Genomic DNA, 24,333 nt, shown 5'->3' on the forward strand with positions numbered 1-24,333 from the left:
GGAAACCCACTCCGGCGGCACCGGGAGCATCCTCCTGTCAGCGGCGGTCTTCGGCCTCCGGCCGACCCGCGTTGGGCAGCACCGGGAGCCTCATGACCGTGTCGGCACCCTCATGGACCCTCAGCGGGACCGTGTACCTGGCTGCCAGCACATCCTCCAGCCGGGGCCGGTACAGCGGGTGGAGAGTCCGCAGCGCGGTGTCCACGTCGACCCAGCGGGCGTCGCTCGACTCCTCGGTCTCCCCCGGAGTCCCGGAGATCGCGGTGGCGACGAAGAGGCCGGCCAGGACCCGCCGACTCGGGTGCTGGTAGAGGCCGACCAGGCCGTGCACCTCCACCGTGACGCCCGTCTCCTCCAACGCTTCGCGTACCGCAGCCTCAGGGAACCGCTCCCCCGGGTCGACGAACCCCCCGGGAAGCTCCCATCTCGGGGGATCTCTGCGGCAGGCGATCAGAACCTCGCCCACCTCATTGAAGGCGACACAGGTCGCCCCCAGCAGATACGGCTCCAGCGGGTGGTCCTCAGCGGGCGCCGTTCCCTTCCTCCTCACCAGGACACTCCTTCCTGAAGGGGCTTCCGGTACACCAGCAGATACCTCCAGAGAAGGAGACGCCTGATCGTGCTGTCGGGCAGGAGTCCCCGGGCACTTCTCGATATCTCGGGCAGCGTCATGAGCGGCCGGGTGGTCACAGAGGGGCGGCTGATGTCCTGCTTCCAGCCGAAGGACTCCCGTATCCACGTCACCGCCCGGCAGAGCGCGTTGGCGGGTACGGCCGCGAGGCTGAGCAGCCGGTCCGAGAAGGTGCTTTCCCGGTAGCAGCCAAGGATCACCAGCACACCGCCGGGGCTCAATGCCTCCCGGAGCTTCTCCACGGTGCCGAAGGGAACGTGGTGGATGCTCGCCAGGCAAGCGATGTAGTCATAGGTGCCGGGAGACAGGGCCGTATCGGTGATGTCCGCCTGCTGCCAGCGGATCTGCCGGGCATGCGCCGACCTCAAGGAAAGAGACCGCGCCGTCTCGATGGCCGCCTCCGCCGGATCGAGGGCATCGACCTCGACTCCCCGACCGGCCAGCTCCCGGGCGAAACTCCCCGTACCGCAGCCGACATCGAGCGCTCTGCGACAGTTCTCGGGGATCCGGCGGAGTAAGAGCCGGTGATAGTGGTCATTGTGATCGAAGGGCACCTCGGCATCATGGCACGGGCCCGGATGCCCCGGACCGCGCCGTCAGGCGACGTTCACCCGCTGTCCCGGAGGCGCGGCCTCCAGCCAGGCGAGAAAGCCGGTGAGCGCGTCCTCGCTCATCGCCAGCTCCAGCCGGACCCCCTGGTGCAGACAGCCCAGCACCACGGCGTCGGAGAGGAGCGCCAGCTCCTCCTCGCCCTCGGGGGTACGCCGGCCGATGACCTCGATCGCCGAACGCTCCAGCACCCGGCGCGGCCGGGGGGCGTACGAGAAGACCCGGAACCACATGATCCGGTCACCGCTGTAGCGGGCCACCCCATAGACCCAGCCCTTGCCGGAGGGCGCGCCCACCGGGTCGGGCTCCTCGGGGACGTTCCACCGCAGGGAGCAGTCGAAGGTGCCACCGGAACGCTGGATCAGCCTTCTGCGCAGTCCGAAGACGAACAGCCCGATTCCCACCAGGGCCACCAGCGCCAGGACGCTCACGAGCACCGCGAGGTACATCTTCTCCGACCTCCTCGCCTTGTCCTCGTCCTTGACCGCAAACGTGTGTGCACCCGCATCGCCTCAGCCGCGGCCCGGTCTGGAGGGGTCCAGTCCGGGCCGCGGCTGAGGATGACGACAGTCGGCGGGGTACTCAGCGCACCGCCACCGCGTGCAGCCGGACCTCGGCACGGCGCTCGGCCGCCGCGTCCGACTCCGACCGCGCGCGCTCCAGCGCACGCTCGGCGCGCTGGGCATCGATCTCGTCCGCCAGTTCGGCGATCTCCGCCAGCAGCGACAGCTTGTTGTCGGCGAAGGAGATGAAACCGCCGTGCACGGCGGCGACGACCGTGCCGGCCCCCTCCGGGGAGGTGGTACGGATGGTCACCGGGCCCGACTCCAGCACACCGAGCAGCGGCTGGTGACCGGGCATGACACCGATGTCGCCGGACGCGGTGCGCGCGACGACCAGGGTGGCCTCGCCGGACCAGACCTGACGGTCGGCGGCGACCAGCTCGACATGCAGCTCAGCAGCCAAGGGAGGCTCCTCGGGTCACCACCCGGCACAGACGCCGGGTGTTGGGTCAAAGTCTAATGGGGCGCCGGTCGCCGAAGCGTCCGGACCCCGCCCCGGCCTGTCACGGCCGGGACCCCGGGGGCGGGCCCCCGGGACAGGGGCGTACCGAGGGGGCGGGACGGCACCCGCCCCCTCGGCCATGAGTCGGGGGACTCAGGAGACGCCCAGCTCCTTGGCGTTGTTCTTCAGGTCCTCAAGACCACCGCACATGAAGAAGGCCTGCTCGGGGAAGTGGTCGTACTCACCGTCGCAGATCGCGTTGAACGCGGCGATCGACTCGTCGAGCGGCACGTCCGAGCCGTCCACACCGGTGAACTGCTTCGCGGCGTGGGTGTTCTGGGACAGGAAGCGCTCGACACGACGGGCACGGTGGACAACGAGCTTGTCCTCCTCGCCCAGCTCGTCGATACCGAGGATCGCGATGATGTCCTGGAGATCCTTGTACTTCTGAAGGATGCCCTTGACGCGCATGGCGGCCTCGTAGTGGTCCGCCGCGATGTAGCGGGGGTCCAGGATCCGGGACGTGGAGTCCAGCGGGTCCACGGCCGGGTAGATGCCCTTCTCCGAGATCGGACGGGAGAGCACCGTCGTCGCGTCGAGGTGGGCGAAGGTGGTGGCCGGGGCCGGGTCGGTCAGGTCGTCCGCGGGGACGTAGATCGCCTGCATCGAGGTGATCGAGTGACCGCGGGTCGACGTGATGCGCTCCTGGAGCAGACCCATCTCGTCCGCCAGGTTCGGCTGGTAACCCACCGCGGACGGCATACGGCCGAGCAGGGTGGACACCTCGGAACCGGCCTGGGTGAACCGGAAGATGTTGTCGATGAAGAAGAGCACGTCCTGCTTCTGCACATCGCGGAAGTACTCCGCCATGGTCAGACCGGCCAGGGCGACGCGCAGACGGGTCCCCGGGGGCTCGTCCATCTGGCCGAAGACCAGCGCGGTCTTCTCCAGGACGCCCGACTCCTCCATCTCGTCGATGAGGTCGTTGCCCTCACGCGTACGCTCACCCACACCCGCGAAGACGGACACGCCTTCGTGGAGGTTGGCGACACGCATGATCATTTCCTGGATCAGCACGGTCTTGCCGACACCGGCACCACCGAACAGACCGATCTTTCCACCCTTGACGTACGGGGTGAGCAGGTCGACGACCTTCAGACCGGTCTCGAACATCTCGGTCTTCGACTCGAGCTGGTCGAACGCGGGAGCCTTGCGGTGGATCGCCCAGCGCTCGGTCTTCTCCTTGTTCGCCTCGGGGTGGTTCAGCACCTCGCCGAGGGTGTTGAACACCTTGCCCTTGGTGAAGTCGCCGACCGGGACGGTGATGCCCTCGCCCGTGTCGGTCACCGCGGCCTGGCGGACCAGACCGTCGGTGGGCTGCATCGAGATGGTGCGGACCAGACCCTCACCGAGGTGCTGGGCCACTTCGAGGGTCAGCGTCTTGGTGGCGCCGTCCTCGGCCGGGTCGGCCACATCGACGTGCAGCGCGTTGTAGATCTCCGGCATCGCGTCGACGGGGAATTCCACGTCGACGACCGGGCCGATGACCCGGGCGACGCGGCCCGTGGCCGTCACTCGGTTGTCGGTAGACGTCGTCATTACTTGTCACTCCCCGCGGTCGCGTCGGCCAGGGCGCTGGAGCCACCGACGATCTCGCTGATTTCCTGGGTGATTTCGGCCTGTCGGGCCGCGTTGGCAAGTCGGGAGAGCGAATTGATCAGGTCTCCCGCATTGTCGGTGGCCGACTTCATCGCCCGGCGGCGGGCCGCGTGCTCGGAAGCGGCGGCCTGCAGCAGGGCGTTGTAGACCCGGCTCTCGACATAGCGCGGCAGCAGGGCGTCGAGGACGTCCTCCGCCGACGGCTCGAAGTCGAACAGCGGCAGGATCTCTCCCTTGCCCGCGTTGTCCTCCGTCGCCTTCTCAAGGCTGAGCGGCAGCATCCGGTTGTCGACCGGCGTCTGCGTCATCATCGACACGAACTCCGTGAAGACGATGTGCAGCTCGTCGACACCGCCCTCCGAGGTGTCCTGGCGGACGGCCTCGATGAGCGGGGCGGCGACCTTCTTGGCGTCCGCGTAGACCGGGCTGTCGGTGAACCCGGTCCACGAGTCCGTGACCTTCAGCTCACGGAAGCCGTAGTAGGCGACACCCTTGCGGCCGACGATGTAGGTGTCGACCTCCTTGCCCTCGCCGCGGAGCCGCTTCGTGAGCTGGTCCGCCGCCTTGATGGCGTTGGAGGAGTAGCCGCCGGCCAGACCGCGGTCGCTCGTGATGAGCAGCACCGCGGCGCGGACCGGGTTCTCCGCCTCCGTGGTCAGAGGGTGCTTGGTGTTCGACCCGGTCGCCACCGCCGTGACCGCGCGTGTCAGCTCGGTCGCGTACGGCGTGGAGGCGGCCACCTTGCGCTGTGCCTTGACGATGCGCGAGGCGGCGATCATCTCCATCGCCTTGGTGATCTTCTTCGTCGCGCTGATGGACCGGATGCGACGCTTGTAGACCCGGAGCTGCGCTCCCATGAGTCAGGTCCCTTCCGTCATCACTTCGAGACGTTGACGGCGGCCGGGGCGTCCTCGCCGAGCAGCTTGCCGTCGTGCGTCTCGAACTGCTTCTTGAACGCGGCGATCGAGTCCGCGACCTTGGTCAGCGTGTCGTCCGACATCTTGGCGCCGTCCCGGATCGAGGCCATCAGACCGGCCTCGTCGCGGTGCAGGTACTCCAGCAGCTCACGCTCGAAGCGGCGGATGTCCTGGACCGGAACGTCGTCCATCTTGCCGGTGGTGCCGGCCCAGACGGAGACGACCTGGTCCTCGGTGCGCATCGGCTGGTACTGGGCCTGCTTCAGCAGCTCGACCATGCGCTTGCCGCGCTCCAGGGATGCCTTCGACGCGGCGTCCAGGTCGGAACCGAAGGCGGCGAACGCCTCCAGCTCACGGAACTGGGCGAGGTCCACGCGGAGCCGGCCGGACACCTGGCGCATCGCCTTGTGCTGGGCGGAGCCACCGACGCGGGAGACCGAGATACCGACGTTCAGGGCCGGGCGCTGACCGGCGTTGAACAGGTCGGACTCCAGGAAGCACTGACCGTCGGTGATCGAGATGACGTTGGTCGGGATGAACGCCGAGACGTCGTTGGCCTTGGTCTCGACGATCGGCAGACCGGTCATCGAACCGGCACCCATCTCGTCGGAGAGCTTCGCGCAGCGCTCCAGCAGACGGGAGTGCAGGTAGAAGACGTCACCCGGGTACGCCTCGCGGCCCGGCGGGCGGCGCAGCAGCAGCGACACGGCACGGTAGGCGTCGGCCTGCTTCGACAGGTCGTCGAAGATGATCAGGACGTGCTTGCCCTCGTACATCCACTGCTGGCCGATGGCCGAGCCGGTGTACGGGGCGAGGTACTTGAAGCCCGCCGGGTCGGACGCCGGGGCGGCGACGATGGTGGTGTACTCCAGCGCACCGGCCTCCTCCAGCGCACCGCGCACGGACGCGATGGTGGAGCCCTTCTGGCCGATGGCGACGTAGATGCAGCGGACCTGCTTGTTGACGTCGCCCGAGCGCCAGTTGTCGCGCTGGTTGATGATCGTGTCGACGGCCAGAGCGGTCTTGCCGGTCTGACGGTCACCGATGATCAGCTGACGCTGGCCACGGCCGATCGGGGTCATGGCGTCGACCGCCTTGTAGCCCGTCTCCATCGGCTCGTGGACGGACTTGCGCTGCATGACCGTGGGGGCCTGCAGCTCAAGGGCGCGGCGACCCGTGGTCTCGATCTCGCCGAGACCGTCGATCGGGTTGCCGAGCGGGTCGACGACGCGGCCGAGGTAACCCTCGCCCACGGCGACCGACAGCACCTCGCCGGTGCGGGTGACCGACTGGCCTTCCTCGATGCCGCTGAACTCGCCGAGGATGATCGCGCCGATCTCGCGCTCCTCCAGGTTCAGGGCGAGACCGAGGGTCCCGTCCTCGAACCGCAGCAGCTCGTTCGCCATGGCCGAGGGAAGGCCCTCGACCTTGGCGATACCGTCGCCGGCCAGGCTGACCGTACCGACTTCCTCGCGCGAGGCCGCGTCCGGCTGGTACGACTGGACAAAGTTCTCCAGCGCGTCCCGGATCTCCTCCGGCCGGATCGTGAGCTCCGCCATCTGGGTTCCCTGCTCTCCTTGTTGGGCCCGAAGTTTCTTACTGGGGGTCTGGGGGCCGACCCCCAGGAATCTTCTGCAATCTCTGCACGGCCCAACCGGGCCGCTGGTACTTCTCGTACTGCGTACTGCTGGTGAAGCGTGTGTGGCGTGGAGCCGGTCAGCCGGCCATACGGCGCGAGACGTCGCCCAGACGCTCCGCGACCGTGCCGTCGATCAGCTCGTCGCCGACGCGCACCGCGATCCCGCCGAGGACCTCGGGGTCCACGTCCAGGTTCAGGTGCATCGTGCGGCCGTACACCTTGGCCAGCACCGCGCCGAGGCGCTGCTTCTGCTGGTCGCTGAGGGGCACCGCCGTGGTGACGATGGCGACCATCCGGTCCCGGCGCGCCGCGGCGAGCTTGGACAGGGCCTCCAGGCCCCCCTCCAGGCTACGTCCCCGGGGAGCGGTGACCAGCCGGGCGACCAGTCGTTCCGTGACCGGGTCGGCCTTGCCGCCGAGCAGCTCGCGCAGCAGCTCCGTCTTGGCGGCCTTGGTGGCCGCCTTGTCGGTGAGCGCGGCGCGCAGCTCCTTGCTGGAGTCCACGATCCGGCCGAAGCGGAACACCTCGTCCTCGACGGTGTCGAGCGTGCCCGCCCGCTGGGCCGCCGTGAGGTCGGCGGTGGCCGCCAGCTCCTCCAGGGCGTCCACCAGGTCGCGCGAGCGCGACCAGCGGGAGCGGACCATGCCCGAGACCAGGTCGACGGTCTCGCCGCCCACCTGGCCGCCGAGGAGACGGCCCGCGAGCGCGGCCTTGGCCTCGCCGGACTGCGCCGGGTCGGTCAGGACCCGACGCAGCGAGACCTCGCGGTCGAGCAGCGCGGTGACGGCCGCCAGCTCCTCGGCGAGCTTCGCCGCGTCGACCGAGGTGTTGTCGGTCAGTGCGTCGAGGGACTCGCGTGCGGCAGCCAGCGCCTCGCGGCTCGCTCCGTTCATCGGGCCGCCTCGGCCTTCTGCTCAAGCTCGTCGAGGAAGCGGTCGATGGTGCGGCTCTGCCGGGCGTGGTCCTCAAGGGACTCGCCCACCAGCTTGCCGGCCAGGTCGGTCGCCAGCTTGCCGACGTCCTGACGGAGCGCGGCGGACGCGGCCTTGCGGTCGGCCTCGATCTGGGCGTGACCGGCCGCGATGATCTCCTCACGCTGCCGCTGGCCCTCGGCCTTCATCTCCGCGATGATCGCGGTGCCCTGCTCGGTCGCCTCCTGGCGCAGTCGGGCGGCCTCGTGGCGGGCCTCGGCGAGCTGCGCCTTGTACTGCTCCAGGACGCTCTCGGCCTCGGTCTTCGCCTCCTCGGCCTTCTCCATACCGCCCTCGATGGCCTCCCGGCGCTCTTCCAGAACCTTGTTGATGTTCGGGAGGAGCTTCTTGGCGAGGAAGAAGAAGACGATGGCGAACGCGATCAGGCCGACGATGAGCTCGTCCAGATGCGGAATGAGAGGAGGCTGCTCCTCCGCTGCCGCGATAGTGAGCTGAGCGATCACATCAGTGCCTTCCGTGAAAAGAGATAGGGCTGTCGGTCGGCTTACTTGAAGACGAAGCCCATGACGATGCCGATGAGGGCGAGCGCCTCACAGAAGGCGAAACCCATGATCTGGTTGGTCCGGATCAGGCCGGCCGCCTCGGGCTGACGGGCGAGGGCCTGGGTGCCGTTACCGAAGATGATGCCGACGCCGATGCCGGGGCCGATCGCGGCGAGGCCGTAGCCGACGGCGTTGACGTTGCCGGAGACGGTGTCGGCGGCGGCGAGGGTCTGGAGAGCGGACATGCCGGTTCTTCCTTCTCTTTCAATGTCCCGGTGGGGGTTGGCCACCGGACGACTGCGGGTCTTGAGGGGCGGGCCGGTTGCTCAGTGGTGCTCGGAGAGCGCGCCCTGGATGTAGCTGGAGGCCAGGAGGACGAAGACGTACGCCTGGACGGCCTGGATGAAGAGCTCGAAGACGATCATCACCATGACCATCACGAACGAGGCGCCGGCGTAGACGAAGCCGATCCCGCTCATCAGGTACCAGGTGGCCAGGGAGAACATCACGATCAGCATGTGGCCGGCGAACATGTTCGCGAAGAGCCGGACCGCGTGCGTGAAGGGGCGGATGATCAGGTTGGAGAAGAACTCCAGGATCATCACCAGGGGGAGGATCGGCCCGAGGTTCTTGTCGTAGCCGAGGATGTTCTTCCAGCCGCCTGCGAAGCCGTGCTTCTTGAAGGTCAGGGAGACCCAGGTGACATAGACGATCAGGGCGAGACCCGCCGGGAAGGCGATCAGCGACGTGACCGGGAACTGGGCGAGCGGAATGATCGACCAGAGGTTGAGCAACCAGACGAAGAAGAACAGCGACACCATCAGCGGGACGTACTTCTCGCCGTCCTTCTTCCCGATGATCTCGTAGACGACGCCGCGGCGGACGAAGTCGTACCCGGCCTCACCGATCATCTGGAGCTTGCCCGGGACCAGCTTCGCCTTGCCGAAGGCGGCCCAGAAGAAGCCGACGACGAGGATGGAGCTGACGAAGGCCAGCAGCATCGGCTTGGTGAACTCAAAGCCGTTGACCGTGAAGATCGGCTCATACAGGAACGTGTGCAGGCCCGGAGCTGGGAACCCGCACCCCGAGAAGAGCTGACAGTTCGGGTCGAAGGCGAGCATCTGGGGGTCAGCACTCACCGCGGGCTCCTTCAGCGTGGCGCATGGGTACGGCAACCTCGTTGTGTCGGCGCGGCGCACGGCCGCGGTTCGGCACTGGACTGGTGTTACGGATGTGAGGGCGGCTGGCGGGCATGGAGCCTCGCGAATGAGCAGGCGTCAGCTCAGATGCCCGCGCCCGCTGTGCCGCAGTAGTTGGCACCGGACGATAGCAGGCTCGCGAACTGCTCTTTATCCCGCCCCTACCCTTCACGACGGCGAGCCCGCCTTCTGGGGCTTCTCGCCCTTCGAAGACTCGGGTTCGACATACATGATCTTGGCCTTCATGAAGACGCGCGCCTGAGCGGCGACCCAGACGATCGTCGCCGCGAGCAGCGTGAAGGCAAAGGCCTTGAAGTCGAACGCGGTGGTGCCCTTGAGCAGGGCCATCAGCATGAAGAGCAGCAGCAGCTGCGCCATGTAGAGCATCAGCCCCATGGCTTGGAACAAGTGCGGGAGAGACTTGGCGGTCCGCTGGAGGACCACCATGCCGACACCCATGAAACCGATCACCACCACGGTGCCGATGACGGCGCCGAGCGCCCCCTTGCCGCCCGCGAACACAGCACTGATCACGGCGGCGGCAAGGCCGGTGACAGCTGTGGGTACGGCGGTGTGAAGGAGTGTGCGGACGTCGTTGGACGGCATGGCGGCAGCTCCGCTTCCTGGGGAATGGCAGTGGTGTGTCGTCATGGACGAGCGTAATCCGGGTCCGAGTCGGGTCCTCGGGGCCAAATGACCGTCGCACTACGGTCCTTCAGCTCTGTCGCCGGTTCTCGTGAACCGTATCACAAACTATTTGAAGAGACCTTTACCCATCCGTGTGCCAACTATCACACATGAGAGCGAACGCGCCCGTGTGTGCAGAGATCACCCGAGGAAATATGTGCTATCGCCCCGGAAAGAAACGGAACGTCACCCTCGGGTTCCTGCCTTACGCCCGTCCAGCAGACGCGAACGGGCGCCCACGGCGGTCGCTCCGTTGACCCCGCTGACCCCGCCGTCACCTGTGCGCGCCGGGGGCGGCGACTGCTCCGGACGGGCGCCGGAGGCCGCCGTGACGGGCACCGGGGCGCCGCTGTGCGCCCCCTCCTCCGGCGCCCCGGGGGCGGGCGCCACGGCGGGCCTGCGGCGCCGGTAGCGCGGCGGGACGAAGGACTCCGCCCAGCGCGGGGCGCGCGGGGTGAACCGCGGCAGGAGCAGCAGGACGAGGCCGACGGCGCTCAGCCCGGCGATGATCATCACGATCCATGCCGAGGACGAGTCCACGGAGTATCCGACCAGGCCGAACGACATCACCGCGGCCCAGAAGTACATGATGAGCACCGCTCGGCTGTGCGAGTGACCGATCTGGAGCAGCCGGTGGTGCAGATGCCCCCGGTCGGCCGCGAACGGCGACTGCCCGTTCCAGGTGCGGCGCACGATCGCGAGCAGCAGATCCGCGAGCGGGATGGCGATGATGGTCAGCGGCAGCAGCAGCGGGATGAAGACCGGCAGGGCCGCCTGCGCGGAGTTCTGCGCGGAGCCGTCCTCGGCGAACAGTTGCAGGGTGTCCATGTCGACATTGCCGGTCAGCGAGATCACCGAGGCGGAGAGCACCAGCCCGATCAGCATCGATCCCGAGTCGCCCATGAAGATCCGCGCGGGGTGCATATTGTGCAGCAGAAAGCCCAGGCACATTCCGATGAGAATCGCGGTGAAAAGCGTGGCGGGGGCCGCCGCCTGAATTCCGTTGCCCACCCAGATGCGGTACGCGTACAGGAAGAACGCGGCGGCGGCGATGCAGACCATCCCGGCGGCGAGGCCGTCGAGGCCGTCCACGAAGTTCACCGCGTTGATGGTGATCACGACCAGGGCCACCGTGAGCAGGGTGCCCTGCCAGTCGGTGAGCGTGACCATGCCGACGCCGGGGACGGGAATCCACAGGATCGTCAGACCCTGCATCACCATCACACCGGCGGCGATCATCTGCCCGCCGAGTTTGATCAGGGCGTCGATCTCGAACTTGTCGTCCAGGACGCCGATGATCCAGATGAGGGCGGCGCCCGACAGCAGGGCGCGCGGCTCGTTCGACCATTCGAAGACGCTGTGCAGATTGGTCAGGTGGTCGGCGACGAGGAGACCCGCGCACAGCCCGAAGAACATGGCGATGCCGCCGAGCCTCGGTGTCGGCTCACGGTGCACGTCACGGGCGCGGATCTCCGGCATCGCGCCGGTCGCGATGGCGAACTTGCGCACCGGTCCGGTGAGCAGATAGGTCACCGCGGCTGTGACACAGAGCGTCAGCAAATAATCACGCACGGACTTGCCCCACAGGAATCGCCGGCCATCTCAATCCCCACACCCTAGCCGCGACGGGCCCATGGTCGAGGACGCGCGGGTGCCCCCGGCGGTTGCGGGGCCGGGCTCATCCCGGACCGGGCGGAAATCTACCGGCAAGATCACGGGCTTGATCGCGCACCCTCGGTGTCCGTGCCCCCGGCTCCCGGCCGCCGTCGCGGACCGCCCGGCCGCACAGCGCGGCGATGGTGGCCATCTCCCGTTCCCCCATGCCCTGCGTGGTCACGGCGGCGGTGCCGAGCCTGATCCCGCGCCCGGCGCCCGAGGGCAGCGGACAGACGTCGACGACCAGGCCGGCGGCGGCGAGCAGACTCCGGGCGGTCCGGCCGTCCGTGCCGAGCGGGGCCGGGTCCGCGGCGATCAGATGGGTGTCGGTGCCGCCGGTGACGACGGCGAACCCCTCCGCCGCCAGGGCCGCCGCCAGCACCCGGGCGTTGGCCACCACCTGATGGGCGTACGCGGCGAACGCGGGGGTCGCCGCCTCCCCGAAGGCGACGGCCTTGGCGGCGACGGTGTGCATCTGGGCGCCGCCCTGGGTGAGCGGGAACACCGCCCGGTCCACGCGCTCGGCCAGGTCCCGGCCGGTGAGCAGCATCCCGCCGCGCGGGCCGCGCAGCACCTTGTGGGTGGTCGCGCAGACGAGGTCCGCGTACGGGACGGGGCTGGGGGCCGCGCCGCCCGCGATCAGGCCCAGGGGGTGGGCGGCGTCCACGATCAGATGGGCGCCGGTCTCGTCGGCGATCTCCCGGAAGGCGGCGTAGTCGGGGTGGCGGGGGTAGCAGATCGAGCCGCAGACGATGGCCCGGGGGCGCCGCTCGCGGGCGAGTGCGCGAATCCGCTCGTAGTCCAGCAGACCGGTGACGGGGTCGACCCCGTAACCGGCGAAGTCGAACCATCGGCCGGAGAAGTTCGCGGGCGAGCCGTGGGTGAGATGGCCACCGTGCGCCGGGGCCATCGCGAGGACCGTGTCACCGGGCCGCAGAAGGGCCGCGTACGCCGCCAGGACGGCCGCGGAGCCCGAGTGGGGCTGGACGTTCGCATGATCCGCTCCGAAGAGCGCTGTGGCCCGTTCACGGGCGATGCGCTCGGCGGCGTCGGCCGGTTCGCAGCCGGAGTGGTGCCGGGCACCGGGATAGCCCTCCGCGTACTTGTTCGCCAGCGGGGAGGCGAGCGCGGCGAGCACCGCGGGGGAGGTGAAGTTCTCCGCCGCGATGAGCTGGACGGTGTCCGCCTGGCGGGCGGCCTCGGCGAGGACGACCTCCGCGATCTCCGGGTCCTGGCGGCGCAGCGCAGCGAAGTCGGCGAAGCCGTCAGCGGGCGCGGCGAGTGCGGCGGAGGCGTCAGCGGGTGCGGCGGAGGCGTCGATTCCGGCGGATGTGCCGGGCGTCCGCCGTGATGTGGCGGCGGTGGGTGCGGTGGGTGCTGCCATCCCGGCCTCCGTGCCTGGCGGGGTGCCACCGCACCGGGGTGCGGCAGCGCGGAGGTGCTGCTCCCCTCCAATGTAGGCCCGCGGCCCCCCGTGGGCCCGCCGTCACCGCTCCGGGCGCACGGCGCCGGTCGCCACGGGCCGGACCCTCCCGCGCGCCCGGGGCGCCGGGGCGGGGCCTCAGCGGCAGGACGAGGGGGTGTTGATGCCCGTCAGCGCCGTGAGCACCGGATCGAGGGCCTGGTTGATCTCGCCGCCGACGGAACGGAAGAACGTGAGGGGCGCGCCGTACGGGTCGTACACCTCGTCGGCGTCCGGGCTCGGCGCCAGCAGCCAGCCCCGCAGCGCCGCCGCCGCCCGCACCAGGGCACGGGCGCGCTCGACGACGCCCTCGTCCCGGGGGTCGGGCAGGGTCGCCGGGTCGATGGCCCGCACCAGCCGGGTGAACTCCTTGAGCGTGAAGGTCCGCAGCCCCGCCGAGTGCCCCATCGAGATGACCTGCGCCCGGTGGTCCAGCGTCGCCGTGAGCACCAGATCCGCGCGAATCACATGCTCGTCCAGCAGCTCCCGTCCCACGAACCCGCTCGCGTCCGCGCCGAAGTCCGCGAGCACGGCCTCCGCGTTGGCCTCCATGGGGGCGCCCTCGTGGCCCCAGGTGCCCGCGCTCTCCACGATCAGCCCACCGATGGGCGACCCCCCGGCCGAGCCGGGGGGAAGGTCGCCGAGCCGGTCGCACAGGGCCTGCCGGGTCAGCCGCTCGGTGATCGGCGAGCGGCAGACATTGCCGGTGCTGACATGGAGGATTCTGAACGTGTCGCCGACGGCGTCCCCGCCTATGCCACGCCCCTCAGGGGCGATCAAGGCGCCACCTCAAGGTCGGGTACGACCTTGCGCAGCTCCTCCGCGTCGAGCGCGCCCGCGCGCAGCAGTACGGGGACCCGTCCCGTCACATCGACGATCGAGGAGGGCACGATCCCCGGGGTCGGCCCGCCGTCCAGGTAGACCGAGACGGAGTCGCCCAGCATCTCCTGGGCGGCGTCGCAGTCCTCCGGGGCGCGGTGCCCGGTGAGGTTGGCCGAGGAGACCGCCATCGGGCCGGTCTCCGTCAGCAGTTCGATGGCGACCGGGTGCAGCGGCATCCGGACGGCGACGGTGCCCCGGGTGTCCCCGAGGTCCCACTGGAGCGAGGGCTGGTGCTTGGCGACCAGGGTGAGCGCCCCCGGCCAGAAGGCGTCGACCAGCTCCCACGCCTGCTCGGAGAAGTCGGTGACCAGGCCGTGCAGGGTGTTGGGGGACCCGATGAGGACGGGGGTCGGCATGTTCCGGCCGCGGCCCTTCGCCTCCAGGAGATCGGACACCGCCTCCGAGCTGAAGGCGTCCGCGCCGATCCCGTAGACGGTGTCCGTGGGCAGCACGACCAGCTCGCCGCGGCGGACCGCCGACGTGGCCTCACGCAGACCGGTGGCGCGATCGCTCGCCTCGTTGCAGTCGTATCGCCGAGCCATCAGACGTTCTCCCTCGTGTTCGTGTGCTCGTGGGGCAGAGGCGGCGTCACGGGGTCGCCTTGCGGGCCGTCGCGAAGCGGGGGCGGTTGTTGAGGTCGGGGTGGTCCGCCGCGTCCGCCCAGCCGGACTCCTCGTTGAAGATCCACGGCACCTGTCCGCCCTGGGTGTCGGCGTGCTCGATGACGACGAGGCCGCCGGGGCGCAGCAGCCGGTGGGCGGTGCGCTCGATGCCGCGGATGGTGTCGAGGCCGTCCTCGCCGGAGAACAGGGCCATCTCGGGGTCGTGGTCCCGTGCCTCAGGGGCGACGTACTCCCACTCGGTGAGCGGGATGTACGGCGGGTTGGAGATCACCAGGTCGACCTGGCCGTCCAGCTCCGGCAGCGCGGTGAGCGCGTTGCCGTGGTGCACGGTGACCCGGGACCCCTCGGCGTTCTTGCGGGCCCAGTCCAGGGCGTTCTCGGAGAGTTCCACGGCGTGCACCCGGGAGCGGGGCACCTCCTGCGCCATCGCGAGGGCGATGGCACCGGAGCCCGTGCACAGGTCGACGATGAGCGGCTCGACGACATCCATGGCGCGTACGGCGTCTATGGCCCAGCCGACGACCGACTCGGTCTCCGGGCGGGGCACGAAGACACCGGGCCCCACCTGGAGCTCCAGATAGCGGAAGAAGGCCCGCCCGGTGATGTGCTGGAGCGGCTCGCGCGCCTCGCGGCGGGCGACGGCCTCCCAGTAGCGGGCGTCGAAGTCCGCGTCCTTGACGGTGTGCAGCTCACCGCGCTTCACCCCGTGCACGAACGCGGCCAGTTCCTCCGCGTCGAAGCGCGGGGACGGCACGCCGGCGTCGGCCAGCCGCTGGGTGGCCTGGGCCACCTCGGCAAGCAGCAGGTTCACTGGTCCTCCACCCGGGTTCGTACGTCAGTTGGTGCGCGGGGCTGTGGGTCGGGCTGTGCTGGGTCGGGCTGTGTGGGGGCGGTTCTACTGCGCGGCAGCGAGCTTCGCTGCGGAGTCCGCGTCCACACATGCCTGGATCACGGCGTCGAGGTCGCCGTCGAGCACCTGGTCGAGGTTGTACGCCTTGAAGCCCACCCGGTGGTCCGAAATACGGTTCTCGGGGAAGTTGTACGTACGGATCTTCTCGGACCGGTCGACGGTGCGGACCTGGCTGCGGCGCGCGTCCGCCGCCTCCTTCTCGGCCTCCTCCTGGGCCGCGGCGAGCAGCCGGGACCGCAGGATGCGCATGGCCTGCTCCTTGTTCTGGAGCTGGCTCTTCTCGTTCTGGCAGGAGGCGACGACACCGGTGGGCAGATGGGTGATGCGCACGGCGGAGTCGGTGGTGTTGACGGACTGGCCGCCGGGCCCGGAGGAGCGGTAGACGTCGATCCGCAGATCGTTGGGGTTGATCTCCACGTCGATCTCCTCGGCCTCGGGGGTGACGAGCACCCCGGCGGCGGAGGTGTGGATACGGCCCTGCGACTCGGTGGCGGGCACGCGCTGGACGCGGTGCACCCCGCCCTCGTACTTCAGCCGGGCCCAGACGCCCTGGCCGGGCTCGGCGTTGCCCTTGGTCTTGACCGCGACCTGGACGTCCTTGTAGCCGCCCAGCTCGGACTCGGTGGAGTTGATGATCTCGGTCTTCCAGCCGACGCGCTCGGCGTACCGCAGATACATCCGCAGCAGGTCACCGGCGAAGAGCGCGGACTCGTCGCCGCCCGCTCCGGCCTTGACCTCCAGGATCACGTCCTTGTCGTCGCTGGGGTCGCGCGGGACGAGCAGCAGCCGCAGCTTCTCGGTCAGCTCCTCGCGCCGCTGCTCCAGCTCCTTCACCTCGGCGGCGAAGTCCGGGTCGTCGGCCGCCAGCTCACGCGCCGTGTCGATGTCCTCACCGGTCAGCTTCCACGAACGGTAGGTGCCGACGATCGGGGTCAGCTCGGCGTAGCGCTTGCTCAGCTTGCGCGCGTTCGCCTGGTCGGCGTGGACGGAAGGGTCGGCGAGCTGCTTCTCCAGACCGGCGTGCTCACCGATCAGATCCTCGACCGCCTCGAACATCGAATGGCTCCTGTGTCGTACGAGGTTTTCCGCGGGCCGGCTGTGCGACCGGTCCGCCTGGGGCCCCGGAACCCCAGCTTCGGCTGGCGGGACGGCAAAGCGCCGGTCCCGGCCGCGCCCGCAGGGGCGGCCGAGGACCGGCGCAGTTGGCTCGCTACTTCTTGCCGGAGCCGGCAGCCTTGCCGAAGCGGGCCTCGAAGCGGGCCACACGGCCACCGGTGTCGAGGATCTTCTGCTTGCCCGTGTAGAACGGGTGGCACTCGGAGCAGACCTCGGCGCGGACGCTGCCGCTGCCGATGGTGCTGCGAGTCGTGAACGCCGCGCCACAGGTGCAGCTGACCTGCGTCTCGACGTACTCGGGGTGGATGTCGCGCTTCAAGGTGTCTCCTAGTTTCGGGAGGGCTCCGGGTCGCCCGGGCGGATTGTCCGCGCGTGAACCGGGGCCGACGTACCAGTCTGCCAGGACCGGCCGTATCTCCCAAAACCGGGGTGACCGCCCGGCTATTCCCCGGCCCCTCAGCCGCCGCCGTTCCCCGTCGCCGGGCCGGTGTCCCCGGACCCGGCCGAGGTGCCGCTCCGGCCCTCGGCGTCCTGCGCGGCGCCCGGGTCGGCGGGTGCCGTACCGCCGCGCACCACCGAGCCCGCCACGCCCTTGTCGCCCGCGGAGTCCACGAGCGCCGCGGCCGGGATGGGGCGGTCCAGGTGGAGCGCCGTCCAGACCTGCTGGGCCGCGCCGCGCAGCGGGATCACCCGGTTGGGGTCGATCGGGTCGTACTCGACCGGCATGGTCACCATGGTGACGTCCTGGGCGTCGAGGCCGGTCAGGCCCTTGGCGAAACCGGTCAGCTCGCCGACGGAGTCCAGCTCGGAGTCGGGGGTGATCGCCTTGGTCGCGGTGTCGGCGATGTCGAGGAGCTTGGTGGGGCTGGTGAGCACCCCCACCTCCTTGACCTGGTTGATGAGCGCCTTCATGAACGCCTGCTGGAGCTGGATGCGGCCGAGGTCGCTGCCGTCGCCGACGCTCTTGCGGGTCCGGACGAGGCCGAGGGACTGCTCGCCGTTCAGGGTGTGGGTGCCGGGCGAGAGATCGAGATGGCTCTTCGGATCCTTGATCGCCTGGTTGGTGGTGATCTCCACCCCGCCGAGGGCGTCGACGAGCTTCTTGAAGCCGGTGAAGTCGACCTCGATGTAGTGGTCCATCCGGATGCCGGACATCCGCTCGACGGTCTTCACCGCGCAGGCGGGCCCGCCGACCTCGTACGCCGTGTTGAACATGACCCGGTTCTGCGCGGGCACCGGCCGGTCCTCGCGGTCCGTGCACTCGGGGCGGGTGATGAGGGTGTCGCGCGGGATGGAGACGACGCTCGCCTTCTTGCGGCCCTCGTGGAGGTGGACGACCATCGCCGTGTCCGCGCGGGCCCCCTCGTCCTCGCCGCCGTATCCGGCGTTCGCCCCGGCGCGGGAGTCCGAGCCCAGCAGCAGGATGTCGAGCGAGCCGTTGTCGACGTCGTCGGGGCGGTCGGTGCCCAGCCGGGCGTTGATGTCGATGCCGTCGAGATTGCCGTCGAGCTTGAGGTAGACATAGCCCGCGCCCGCCCCGCCCACGAGCAGCAGCCCCACCAGGGACCAGGCGGCCACACCGCCGGCCCTGCGCGCCGTGGACGGCTTTCTGCGCCGCCTGCCGCGGCTGCCGCCTATTCGGCCGCTGCTCTGCTCGCCCATGGTCTCCTCGGCTCCATTCCGTGCGCCGCTTCCCCCGCTGAACCGATCAGGAGCGGTTTGCCTGCCCTGTCAATTTTTGCTCCGCCACTGGGGAGACGGCGAGAGGAGGAAAAGGGTTGCACAGGCGGGTGAGAACAGCCTGAGAGGAGGACGGTCACAGAATGCTTTCGGCCGACTCCCACCAGTATTGAATCCCCCATGGAAAATTCAAGCCCCGGCAAAAACTGCCCGAAGGACTCTGCCGCGCCTCCCGGCGGAGACCCCTGTGGCCACCGTGCGTCGACGCACGGTGGCCACAGGGTCCTGGGACAGCGGAATCAGCCGAACAGGTTGTAGTTCTGCCAGCCGCTGCCGAACTGGGTCCGGGTCCCGAAGGGCTTCGTCGCCGAGCCGGTGCCCGGGTAGAGCCACAGCCTGTTGGCGGTGTCGCGGGCCAGCAGGTCCGCGCGGCCGTCGCCGTTCATGTCGCCGGTGGTGATCAGGGCGTTGAGGCTGCTGAAGGCGGCCACCTCGACCCGGGCCAGGAACGGCTTCTTGGCGTCGCCCGTGCCCTGGTAGAGGTAGGTCTTGCCGCCCGCGCCCCGGGCCAGGACATCGGCCCGGCCGTCGTTGCTGAAGTCGCCGTGGCCACGCACCATGTCGAACTGCTGCCAGCCGGGACCGATCAGGACCGGCGCGCCGAAGGTGCCCTTGCCGGTGCCCGCGTGCAGATAGGCACTGCCCTTGGAGGTGACGGTCATCAGGTCGGGGATCTCGTCACCGCTCAGATCGCCCGGGGCGAGGATCTGCCGCTGGTCCCGCCAGTCCTTGACGATCGTCGTGGTCGCGCCGCCGCCCCGCTTCCACTGGACACCGCCCGCGGCGTCCCGCCAGACCAGGTCCTGGCGGTCGTCCCGGTCCAGGTCCGTCTGGAACAGGATGTTCGCGCCGGAGAAGTTCCCCAGTTCCTCCTTGCGGACCAGCGTCTTGCCGGTGGAGGACCAGTGGAAGAGGGTGTCGCCGCGGCGGGCGACCAGATCGGCGTAGCGGTCCCGGTTCCAGTTGGCATCGTGGATCTGCGCCCTGATGGCCGACTGGAAGGCGCTGACCTTGGTGTAGACGCCGTACTTGCCCTTGGCGGCGCAGTCGGGGTCGCCCCAGGAGACCACACCGGCCAGCTTGCCGCCGGCCACCAGCGGGCCGCCGGAGTCGCCGTGGCAACTGGTCTCGGTGGTGCTGTCCTTGCCCGTGGGGGCGGCACCGGCGCAGTACATCGTCCCGGCGAAGAACTCCGAGCCGTACGCCCTCTTGCAGTTGGCGTCCGACTGGGCGTCCGCGTCGGCGACCTTCAGCACCTCGGAGCCACCGGCGGTGGGGCCGGAGCCGGTACGGCCCCAGCCGTACACCTTGCCGTCCGTCGCGGCCTTGTAGAGCCCGGTGTCGGTGGGCTTCAGGACCGGCAGCGGCTTCGCCTGGACACCGCTCGCGAGCGTGAGCACCGCGATGTCGTTGTTGAGCGTCCAGTCGTCGTACTTGGGATGGTGCCACTGCCGGACGACGGCGCGCAGCTCACCGCCGCGCAGATTGAGGAGGGGCCGTCCGTCGGCGTCGTCCCGCCCGGTGAAGACGGGTGTCTGGGTGGCGCCGGTGATGACGGCCCCGGTCTTGCGGAAGTCGATGCCGCTGACGCAGTGGGCGGCGGTGACGATCTTCGTGGGGGCGACCACGGCGCCACCGCAGGAGAAGAGGTCGCCGAACGCGTCCTTGAAGTAGAGCTGCGCCATCCAGGGCGCGGAGGAGATCGTCGTGGTCTTGCCGCCGATGATGCGGGCGCTCGGCCCGGTGCTGCCCTCGCCGCCGGGCGAGGGCCTGACGGGGAGCTTGTCGCCCTTCGCCCGGATCGCTGTGAGCGCTTCGGCGACCCGCTCGCGGAGTTCGCCCTGCGAGGGCACCTCGGGCTGCTGACCGGCCGGGGTCACGGCGGCGGAGTTCTGGACGGGAGCCTGCGCGGGGGCCGTCCCGGCGGCGTGGGCGCTACCGCTCAGCAGGCCGGTGCCCGCCAGAGCCAGAACGGTCAGGGCGGCGGGTATCTCATGTCTGATCCGGCGCGTACGGGTGCTGTGGGGCACTCGGTGTCCACCTCGGGCTGTTCGGACCGGCGGGGCCTCCGAGGCCCCGCCGGAAGTGCGGCGGTGGGGCGCGGAAGAGCGCGGGGGACAGCGTGCGCCGGGGCCGGAGCCCGCACGGCGCAGGGTGAATCCCCCCGGAGCCCCCCAGGAACCCCCACCTGTGATGGCCCGATCGTATGTGCGAGTCAGGGCCGTTGGCCACCCCGGGCCCCTATCCCCGGGAAATGACCCCCGCACGCGGAAAAGCGGAACGCCCCGCCACCTCAAGGGTGGCGGGGCGTTCCGGTGGATCGCCGACCGTGCGTCAGTCTCCGTTGGAGATCGACGGGGTGGTCTTCTGGATCTGGAGCAGGAACTCGGCGTTCGACTTCGTCTGCTTCATCTTGTCGAGCAGCAGCTCGATCGCCTGCTGCTGGTCGAGCGCGTGCAGCACCCGGCGCAGCTTCCAGACGATGGCCAGCTCCTCGCTGCCGAGGAGGATCTCCTCCTTGCGGGTGCTGGACGCGTCGACGTCCACCGCCGGGAAGATGCGCTTGTCCGAGAGCTTCCGGTCGAGCTTGAGCTCCATGTTGCCGGTGCCCTTGAACTCCTCGAAGATCACCTCGTCCATCCGCGAGCCGGTGTCGACCAGCGCGGTGGCCAGGATGGTCAGCGAGCCGCCGTCCTCGATGTTGCGCGCGGCGCCGAAGAAGCGCTTCGGCGGGTAGAGCGCGGTCGAGTCGACACCACCGGAGAGGATGCGTCCGGAGGCGGGGGCCGCGAGGTTGTACGCACGGCCCAGACGGGTGATGGAGTCCAGCAGGACGACCACGTCGTGGCCCAGCTCCACCAGGCGCTTGGCGCGCTCGATGGCCAGCTCGGCGACAGTGGTGTGGTCCTCTGCCGGGCGGTCGAAGGTCGAGGAGATGACCTCTCCCTTGACCGACCGCTGCATGTCGGTGACCTCTTCGGGCCGCTCGTCGACGAGGACGACCATCAGATGGCACTCGGGGCTGTTGACCGTGATCGCGTTGGCGATGGCCTGGAGGATCATGGTCTTGCCGGTCTTCGGCGGGGCCACGATCAGACCGCGCTGGCCCTTGCCGATCGGCGACACCAGATCAATGATCCGCGTGGTCAGCACGCCCGGGTCGGTCTCCAGCCGGAGCCGGTCCTGCGGGTAGAGCGGGGTCAGCTTGTTGAACTCGGGGCGGCCGCGGCCCGACTCCGGGGCCATGCCGTTGACCGAGTCCAGCCGGACCAGCGCGTTGAACTTCTCGCGGCGCTCGCCCTCCTTCGGCTGCCGGACCGCGCCGGTGACGTGGTCACCCTTGCGCAGCCCGTTCTTGCGGACCTGGGCGAGGGAGACGTACACGTCGTTGGGGCCCGGCAGGTAGCCGGAGGTCCGGATGAACGCGTAGTTGTCGAGGATGTCGAGGATGCCCGCGACGGGGATCAGGACGTCGTCGTCGGAGACCTGCGGCTCGTTCGTGAACTCGTCACGGCCGCGACGGCCGCGACGGTCGCGGTAACGGCCGCGGCGACCGCGGCGGCCACCGGCCTCGTCGTCGAAGTCGTCCTGCGGGACGCTGCTCTGACGCTGCGACGGGCCGCCCTGCTGCTGGCGCTGGCCGCCCTGCTGCTGGTCGTCGCCCTTGCTGCCGCGGCGGTCGCGCTGGCGCTCCCGGCGGTCGCCCCGGCCGCGCTCGCGGCGGCCCTCGCCGTCCTGGCCCTGTGCGGAGGCGGCGACGGCGGCGTCGGTCCTGGACTCGGGACGCTCCTCGGCCTTCTCCTTGACCTCGACGGCCGACTCGGCCTTCGCCTCGGTCTGGGCGTCGGGGCTGCCCGCGGGCGCGGTGGCCCGGCGGCGGCGGCGCTCGGCGACCGGCTGCTCGTCGGCGGCGGCCTGCTCCGCAGCGGCGGGCTTCGGCGACGGCTGGCCCGGGATCTCGATCTGCTGCTGGCCGGCGGCCTTCTCGGCGGCGGTCGCGGCCTTGGCGGCGGCGCTCTCGCCCGTACGGGCCTTGGAGGTTGCGCGGCGCTTCGGCTTCGTCTCGGTCTCCGCGCCCTTGGCGGCGGAGTCCGCCGCCTTGGCGCCGGTGGCTGAGCCGCCGGCCTGCGCCTCCTTGATGACCTCGATCAGCTGGCTCTTGCGCATGCGCGCGGTGCCCCTGATACCGAGGCCGGAAGCGACCTGCTGGAGCTCGGCCAGGACCATGCCCTCCAGGCCGGTGCCGGAACGGCGGCGCCGTGAGGTGGTGCCGGAGGCAGCACCCGCGGCGGGCGCGGAGGTGTCGACGTTGCTGTCGGCGCTCACGCCCATCAGATCGGTGGTGTCGCTCACGAAGGGTCCTTCCCTGGAGCGGACGTCGGCCTTTCTGGCTCGGCGACCGGTTGTGCTGTCCGACTGCGGTCCGTGTGCGGACCGGTCGGGGCGGTGGTCCCCGCCGGTTCTGGTACGGCGAGGAAAGGTGACATCAGTGAATCGGTGAAATCAGATACATGCGGTCCGGCCCGAGTCCCCCTGCTCGGCCCACTCCGTGGCGGAGCGGGAGGTTACGTGCCGGTTCCGGAGCGTGCTCGCAACTGCTCAGGCAGGCTGCTCAGGCAGTTGGGGAGGCTCCCGGAAGAATGGGCGGCCCCGAATCATGATCGGGACACGGAGAACCAAGCCGCAATGGCTTTGGTTGCAGACTTGAGGTTAACACTACCGGCTCCAACAAACATTCCCCCTCTCCATCACCGGCAATCTCGTGTCACGGCGATTCACCGGCATGTCCCGGTGCCGCCCGACGGACCCACGTTCCCCGGACACGTCCCGGACCTGCTGGTCCGGGCCCCGGGCGCTCGCGCACGGCTCGGCCGCCCACCGTTTCCGTGCCCGTGCGGGGCTAGTGCGCGGACGCCTCGCCACCGGCGGACGCGGCACCCGCGGGAGTGAGCGGCAGGACGCTCGCGCCCGCGGTGTCGAAGGCGAGCCGGTTGGCGGCCCACCCCTCCCCCGCCAGTCGCGCGACCTTCTCGGCCGCGCTGTCCTCGGCCAGTGCGAGCACCGTCGGGCCCGCACCGGAGATGACCGCGGGGACGCCGTCCGCGCGCAGTCGGTTGACCAGGTCGGCGCTCTGCGGCATCGCCGGAGCCCGGTACTCCTGGTGGAGCCGGTCCTCGGTGGCGGGCAGCAGCAGCTCGGGACGCCTGGTCAGGGCCTCGACGAGCAGTGCGGCACGGCCCGCGTTGGCGGCGGCGTCCACATGGGGGACGGTCGGCGGCAGCAGTCCGCGCGCCGTCTGGGTGAGCACCGGCTTCTCGGGGACGAAAACCACCGGAACGACGGAATCGGCGGGCTCCATCCTGATGGCCCGGGCGGCTCCCCCGTCGGTCCAGGCGAGAGTGAAACCACCGAAGAGGCACGCCGCCACATTGTCGGGGTGGCCCTCGATCTCGGTGGCCAGCTCCAGCAGGGCGGTGTCGTCGAGACGGGACTCCCCGCCTATGGTCACGGCGCGGGCGGCGACGATCCCGGCGCAGATGGCCGCCGAGGAGGAGCCGAGGCCCCGGCCGTGCGGGATGCGGTTGGCGCAGACCACCTCCAGGCCGCGCGGCTGCCCCCCGAGCAGGTCGAACGCCGTGCGCAGGGAGCGCACGAGAAGGTGACTCTCGTCACGCGGCAGGGTGGACGCGCCCTCACCCGCGATGTCGATGTGCAGACCGGAGTCCGCCACCCGGACGACGACATCGTCGTAGAGCCCGAGGGACAGCCCGAGGGCGTCGAAGCCCGGGCCGAGATTGGCGCTGGTGGCAGGCACGCGCACCCGGACGGCGGCGGCACGGAACGCTGGACCGGCCATCGCTCGATGACACTCCTTGGTTCTGACTGCGAGATGTTCTGGACGTTCTGACGGCGGACGCTCTGGCTACGGGGTCGGGACGCTGCGGGGCGGGATCGAACGCCCGGGGGCCATCACGGCGGCTGCACCGCGGCATATGCGGCGGGGCTGGTTCGGTACAGCCTATCGAAGGAAGGTTCTGCGGCGACATAGGGCGCACAGCAGGCGCACGATGCGTGTCGCAAGCCGTCCGTGCCTCTACATGCGCCGTTGCCCCGCTTGCCGGGC

The 24,333-nt window shown here is 70.0% G+C and carries 23 protein-coding genes; all 23 read right to left on the reverse strand.

What is annotated here, in order from left to right; translation table 11 throughout:
- Positions 1-37 precede the first annotated feature (37 nt).
- Positions 38-550: an NUDIX hydrolase gene (locus CRV15_RS07170; RefSeq protein ID WP_003961859.1), complete on the reverse strand. Its 513-nt coding sequence runs from the start codon at positions 548-550 to the stop codon at positions 38-40.
- A complete protein-coding gene (locus tag CRV15_RS07175) occupies positions 547-1,185 on the reverse strand; it encodes a class I SAM-dependent methyltransferase (RefSeq protein ID WP_003952430.1) in 639 nt (212 codons plus the stop codon). The genes CRV15_RS07170 and CRV15_RS07175 overlap by 4 nt, the downstream gene beginning before the upstream one ends.
- A gap of 42 nt (positions 1,186-1,227) precedes the next feature.
- Positions 1,228-1,689 carry a DUF2550 domain-containing protein gene (locus CRV15_RS07180; protein ID WP_003961858.1) on the reverse strand — a complete coding sequence of 154 codons (462 nt, stop codon included), beginning with the start codon at positions 1,687-1,689 and terminating at the stop codon, positions 1,228-1,230.
- Between the two features lie 133 nt (positions 1,690-1,822).
- Positions 1,823-2,206, reverse strand: a complete 384-nt coding sequence (locus CRV15_RS07185) for a F0F1 ATP synthase subunit epsilon (protein ID WP_003961857.1) — start codon at positions 2,204-2,206, stop codon at positions 1,823-1,825.
- Positions 2,207-2,398: 192 nt separating this feature from the next.
- Positions 2,399-3,844, reverse strand: coding sequence for a F0F1 ATP synthase subunit beta (gene atpD / locus CRV15_RS07190; protein ID WP_003952433.1), 1,446 nt, complete (start codon positions 3,842-3,844; stop codon positions 2,399-2,401).
- On the reverse strand, positions 3,844-4,761 hold the full coding sequence (locus CRV15_RS07195) for a F0F1 ATP synthase subunit gamma (RefSeq protein ID WP_003952434.1): 918 nt from the start codon (positions 4,759-4,761) through the stop codon (positions 3,844-3,846). The genes atpD and CRV15_RS07195 overlap by 1 nt, the downstream gene beginning before the upstream one ends.
- Positions 4,762-4,781: 20 nt before the next feature.
- Entirely contained in the window at positions 4,782-6,380 is a 1,599-nt protein-coding gene (gene atpA / locus CRV15_RS07200) for a F0F1 ATP synthase subunit alpha (RefSeq protein WP_003952435.1), read from the reverse strand.
- A gap of 157 nt (positions 6,381-6,537) precedes the next feature.
- Entirely contained in the window at positions 6,538-7,353 is an 816-nt protein-coding gene (locus CRV15_RS07205; protein ID WP_003952436.1) for a F0F1 ATP synthase subunit delta, read from the reverse strand.
- Complete coding sequence (locus CRV15_RS07210) at positions 7,350-7,895, reverse strand: F0F1 ATP synthase subunit B (RefSeq protein ID WP_003952437.1); 546 nt, start codon at positions 7,893-7,895, stop codon at positions 7,350-7,352. Before CRV15_RS07210 ends, CRV15_RS07205 begins: the two co-directional genes overlap by 4 nt.
- A gap of 41 nt (positions 7,896-7,936) precedes the next feature.
- Positions 7,937-8,179 carry an ATP synthase F0 subunit C gene (gene atpE / locus CRV15_RS07215; RefSeq protein ID WP_003952438.1) on the reverse strand — a complete coding sequence of 81 codons (243 nt, stop codon included), beginning with the start codon at positions 8,177-8,179 and terminating at the stop codon, positions 7,937-7,939.
- Between the two features lie 81 nt (positions 8,180-8,260).
- Positions 8,261-9,073 carry a F0F1 ATP synthase subunit A gene (gene atpB, locus CRV15_RS07220; protein ID WP_009997556.1) on the reverse strand — a complete coding sequence of 271 codons (813 nt, stop codon included), beginning with the start codon at positions 9,071-9,073 and terminating at the stop codon, positions 8,261-8,263.
- A 228-nt stretch (positions 9,074-9,301) separates the two neighbouring features.
- Entirely contained in the window at positions 9,302-9,739 is a 438-nt protein-coding gene (locus tag CRV15_RS07225) for a Cg1360 family ATP-synthase-associated protein (RefSeq protein WP_003952440.1), read from the reverse strand.
- Between the two features lie 267 nt (positions 9,740-10,006).
- Entirely contained in the window at positions 10,007-11,392 is a 1,386-nt protein-coding gene (locus tag CRV15_RS07230) for an MraY family glycosyltransferase (protein WP_003952441.1), read from the reverse strand.
- A gap of 106 nt (positions 11,393-11,498) precedes the next feature.
- Positions 11,499-12,860: a serine hydroxymethyltransferase gene (locus CRV15_RS07235; protein ID WP_003961855.1), complete on the reverse strand. Its 1,362-nt coding sequence runs from the start codon at positions 12,858-12,860 to the stop codon at positions 11,499-11,501.
- Positions 12,861-13,037: 177 nt separating this feature from the next.
- Entirely contained in the window at positions 13,038-13,718 is a 681-nt protein-coding gene (locus CRV15_RS07240) for an arsenate reductase/protein-tyrosine-phosphatase family protein (RefSeq protein ID WP_003961854.1), read from the reverse strand.
- Entirely contained in the window at positions 13,715-14,362 is a 648-nt protein-coding gene (locus tag CRV15_RS07245) for an L-threonylcarbamoyladenylate synthase (RefSeq protein ID WP_003952444.1), read from the reverse strand. The genes CRV15_RS07240 and CRV15_RS07245 overlap by 4 nt, the downstream gene beginning before the upstream one ends.
- Before the next feature lie 46 nt (positions 14,363-14,408).
- Entirely contained in the window at positions 14,409-15,254 is an 846-nt protein-coding gene (gene prmC / locus CRV15_RS07250; protein WP_003952445.1) for a peptide chain release factor N(5)-glutamine methyltransferase, read from the reverse strand.
- A gap of 84 nt (positions 15,255-15,338) precedes the next feature.
- Positions 15,339-16,409 carry a peptide chain release factor 1 gene (gene prfA / locus CRV15_RS07255; RefSeq protein WP_003952446.1) on the reverse strand — a complete coding sequence of 357 codons (1,071 nt, stop codon included), beginning with the start codon at positions 16,407-16,409 and terminating at the stop codon, positions 15,339-15,341.
- A 154-nt stretch (positions 16,410-16,563) separates the two neighbouring features.
- Positions 16,564-16,788, reverse strand: coding sequence for a 50S ribosomal protein L31 (gene rpmE, locus CRV15_RS07260; RefSeq protein ID WP_003952447.1), 225 nt, complete (start codon positions 16,786-16,788; stop codon positions 16,564-16,566).
- 137 nt (positions 16,789-16,925) lie between these two features.
- Positions 16,926-18,131, reverse strand: a complete 1,206-nt coding sequence (locus CRV15_RS07265; protein WP_003961853.1) for an LCP family protein — start codon at positions 18,129-18,131, stop codon at positions 16,926-16,928.
- A gap of 317 nt (positions 18,132-18,448) precedes the next feature.
- The gene (locus CRV15_RS07270) at positions 18,449-20,239 is read right to left on the reverse strand and encodes a trypsin-like serine protease (protein ID WP_003961852.1); all 1,791 of its coding nucleotides are present in this window, start codon (positions 20,237-20,239) and stop codon (positions 18,449-18,451) included.
- A gap of 304 nt (positions 20,240-20,543) precedes the next feature.
- Positions 20,544-22,562 (reverse strand): transcription termination factor Rho, encoded by a 2,019-nt coding sequence (rho, locus tag CRV15_RS07275; protein ID WP_003952450.1) that lies wholly within the window; start codon positions 22,560-22,562, stop codon positions 20,544-20,546.
- 547 nt (positions 22,563-23,109) lie between these two features.
- Positions 23,110-24,066 (reverse strand): homoserine kinase, encoded by a 957-nt coding sequence (gene thrB / locus CRV15_RS07280; protein ID WP_003961850.1) that lies wholly within the window; start codon positions 24,064-24,066, stop codon positions 23,110-23,112.
- Positions 24,067-24,333 lie beyond the last annotated feature (267 nt).

Source organism: Streptomyces clavuligerus (assembly GCF_005519465.1).
Lineage (GTDB): Bacteria > Actinomycetota > Actinomycetes > Streptomycetales > Streptomycetaceae > Streptomyces > Streptomyces clavuligerus.

Excerpts from the sequence above, each read along its gene's own strand:
- CRV15_RS07205 (WP_003952436.1), bottom strand. The coding sequence starts at position 7,353 with ATGAACGGAGCGAGCCGCGAGGCGCTGGCTGCCGCACGCGAGTCCCTC.
- thrB (WP_003961850.1), bottom strand. The coding sequence starts at position 24,066 with ATGGCCGGTCCAGCGTTCCGTGCCGCCGCCGTCCGGGTGCGCGTGCCT.
- CRV15_RS07245 (WP_003952444.1), bottom strand. The coding sequence starts at position 14,362 with ATGGCTCGGCGATACGACTGCAACGAGGCGAGCGATCGCGCCACCGGT.
- CRV15_RS07265 (WP_003961853.1), bottom strand. The coding sequence starts at position 18,131 with ATGGGCGAGCAGAGCAGCGGCCGAATAGGCGGCAGCCGCGGCAGGCGG.
- CRV15_RS07235 (WP_003961855.1), bottom strand. The coding sequence starts at position 12,860 with ATGGCAGCACCCACCGCACCCACCGCCGCCACATCACGGCGGACGCCC.
- CRV15_RS07225 (WP_003952440.1), bottom strand. The coding sequence starts at position 9,739 with ATGCCGTCCAACGACGTCCGCACACTCCTTCACACCGCCGTACCCACA.
- atpE (WP_003952438.1), bottom strand. The coding sequence starts at position 8,179 with ATGTCCGCTCTCCAGACCCTCGCCGCCGCCGACACCGTCTCCGGCAAC.
- prfA (WP_003952446.1), bottom strand. The coding sequence starts at position 16,409 with ATGTTCGAGGCGGTCGAGGATCTGATCGGTGAGCACGCCGGTCTGGAG.
- CRV15_RS07195 (WP_003952434.1), bottom strand. The coding sequence starts at position 4,761 with ATGGGAGCGCAGCTCCGGGTCTACAAGCGTCGCATCCGGTCCATCAGC.
- atpD (WP_003952433.1), bottom strand. The coding sequence starts at position 3,844 with ATGACGACGTCTACCGACAACCGAGTGACGGCCACGGGCCGCGTCGCC.
- atpA (WP_003952435.1), bottom strand. The coding sequence starts at position 6,380 with ATGGCGGAGCTCACGATCCGGCCGGAGGAGATCCGGGACGCGCTGGAG.
- CRV15_RS07180 (WP_003961858.1), bottom strand. The coding sequence starts at position 1,689 with ATGTACCTCGCGGTGCTCGTGAGCGTCCTGGCGCTGGTGGCCCTGGTG.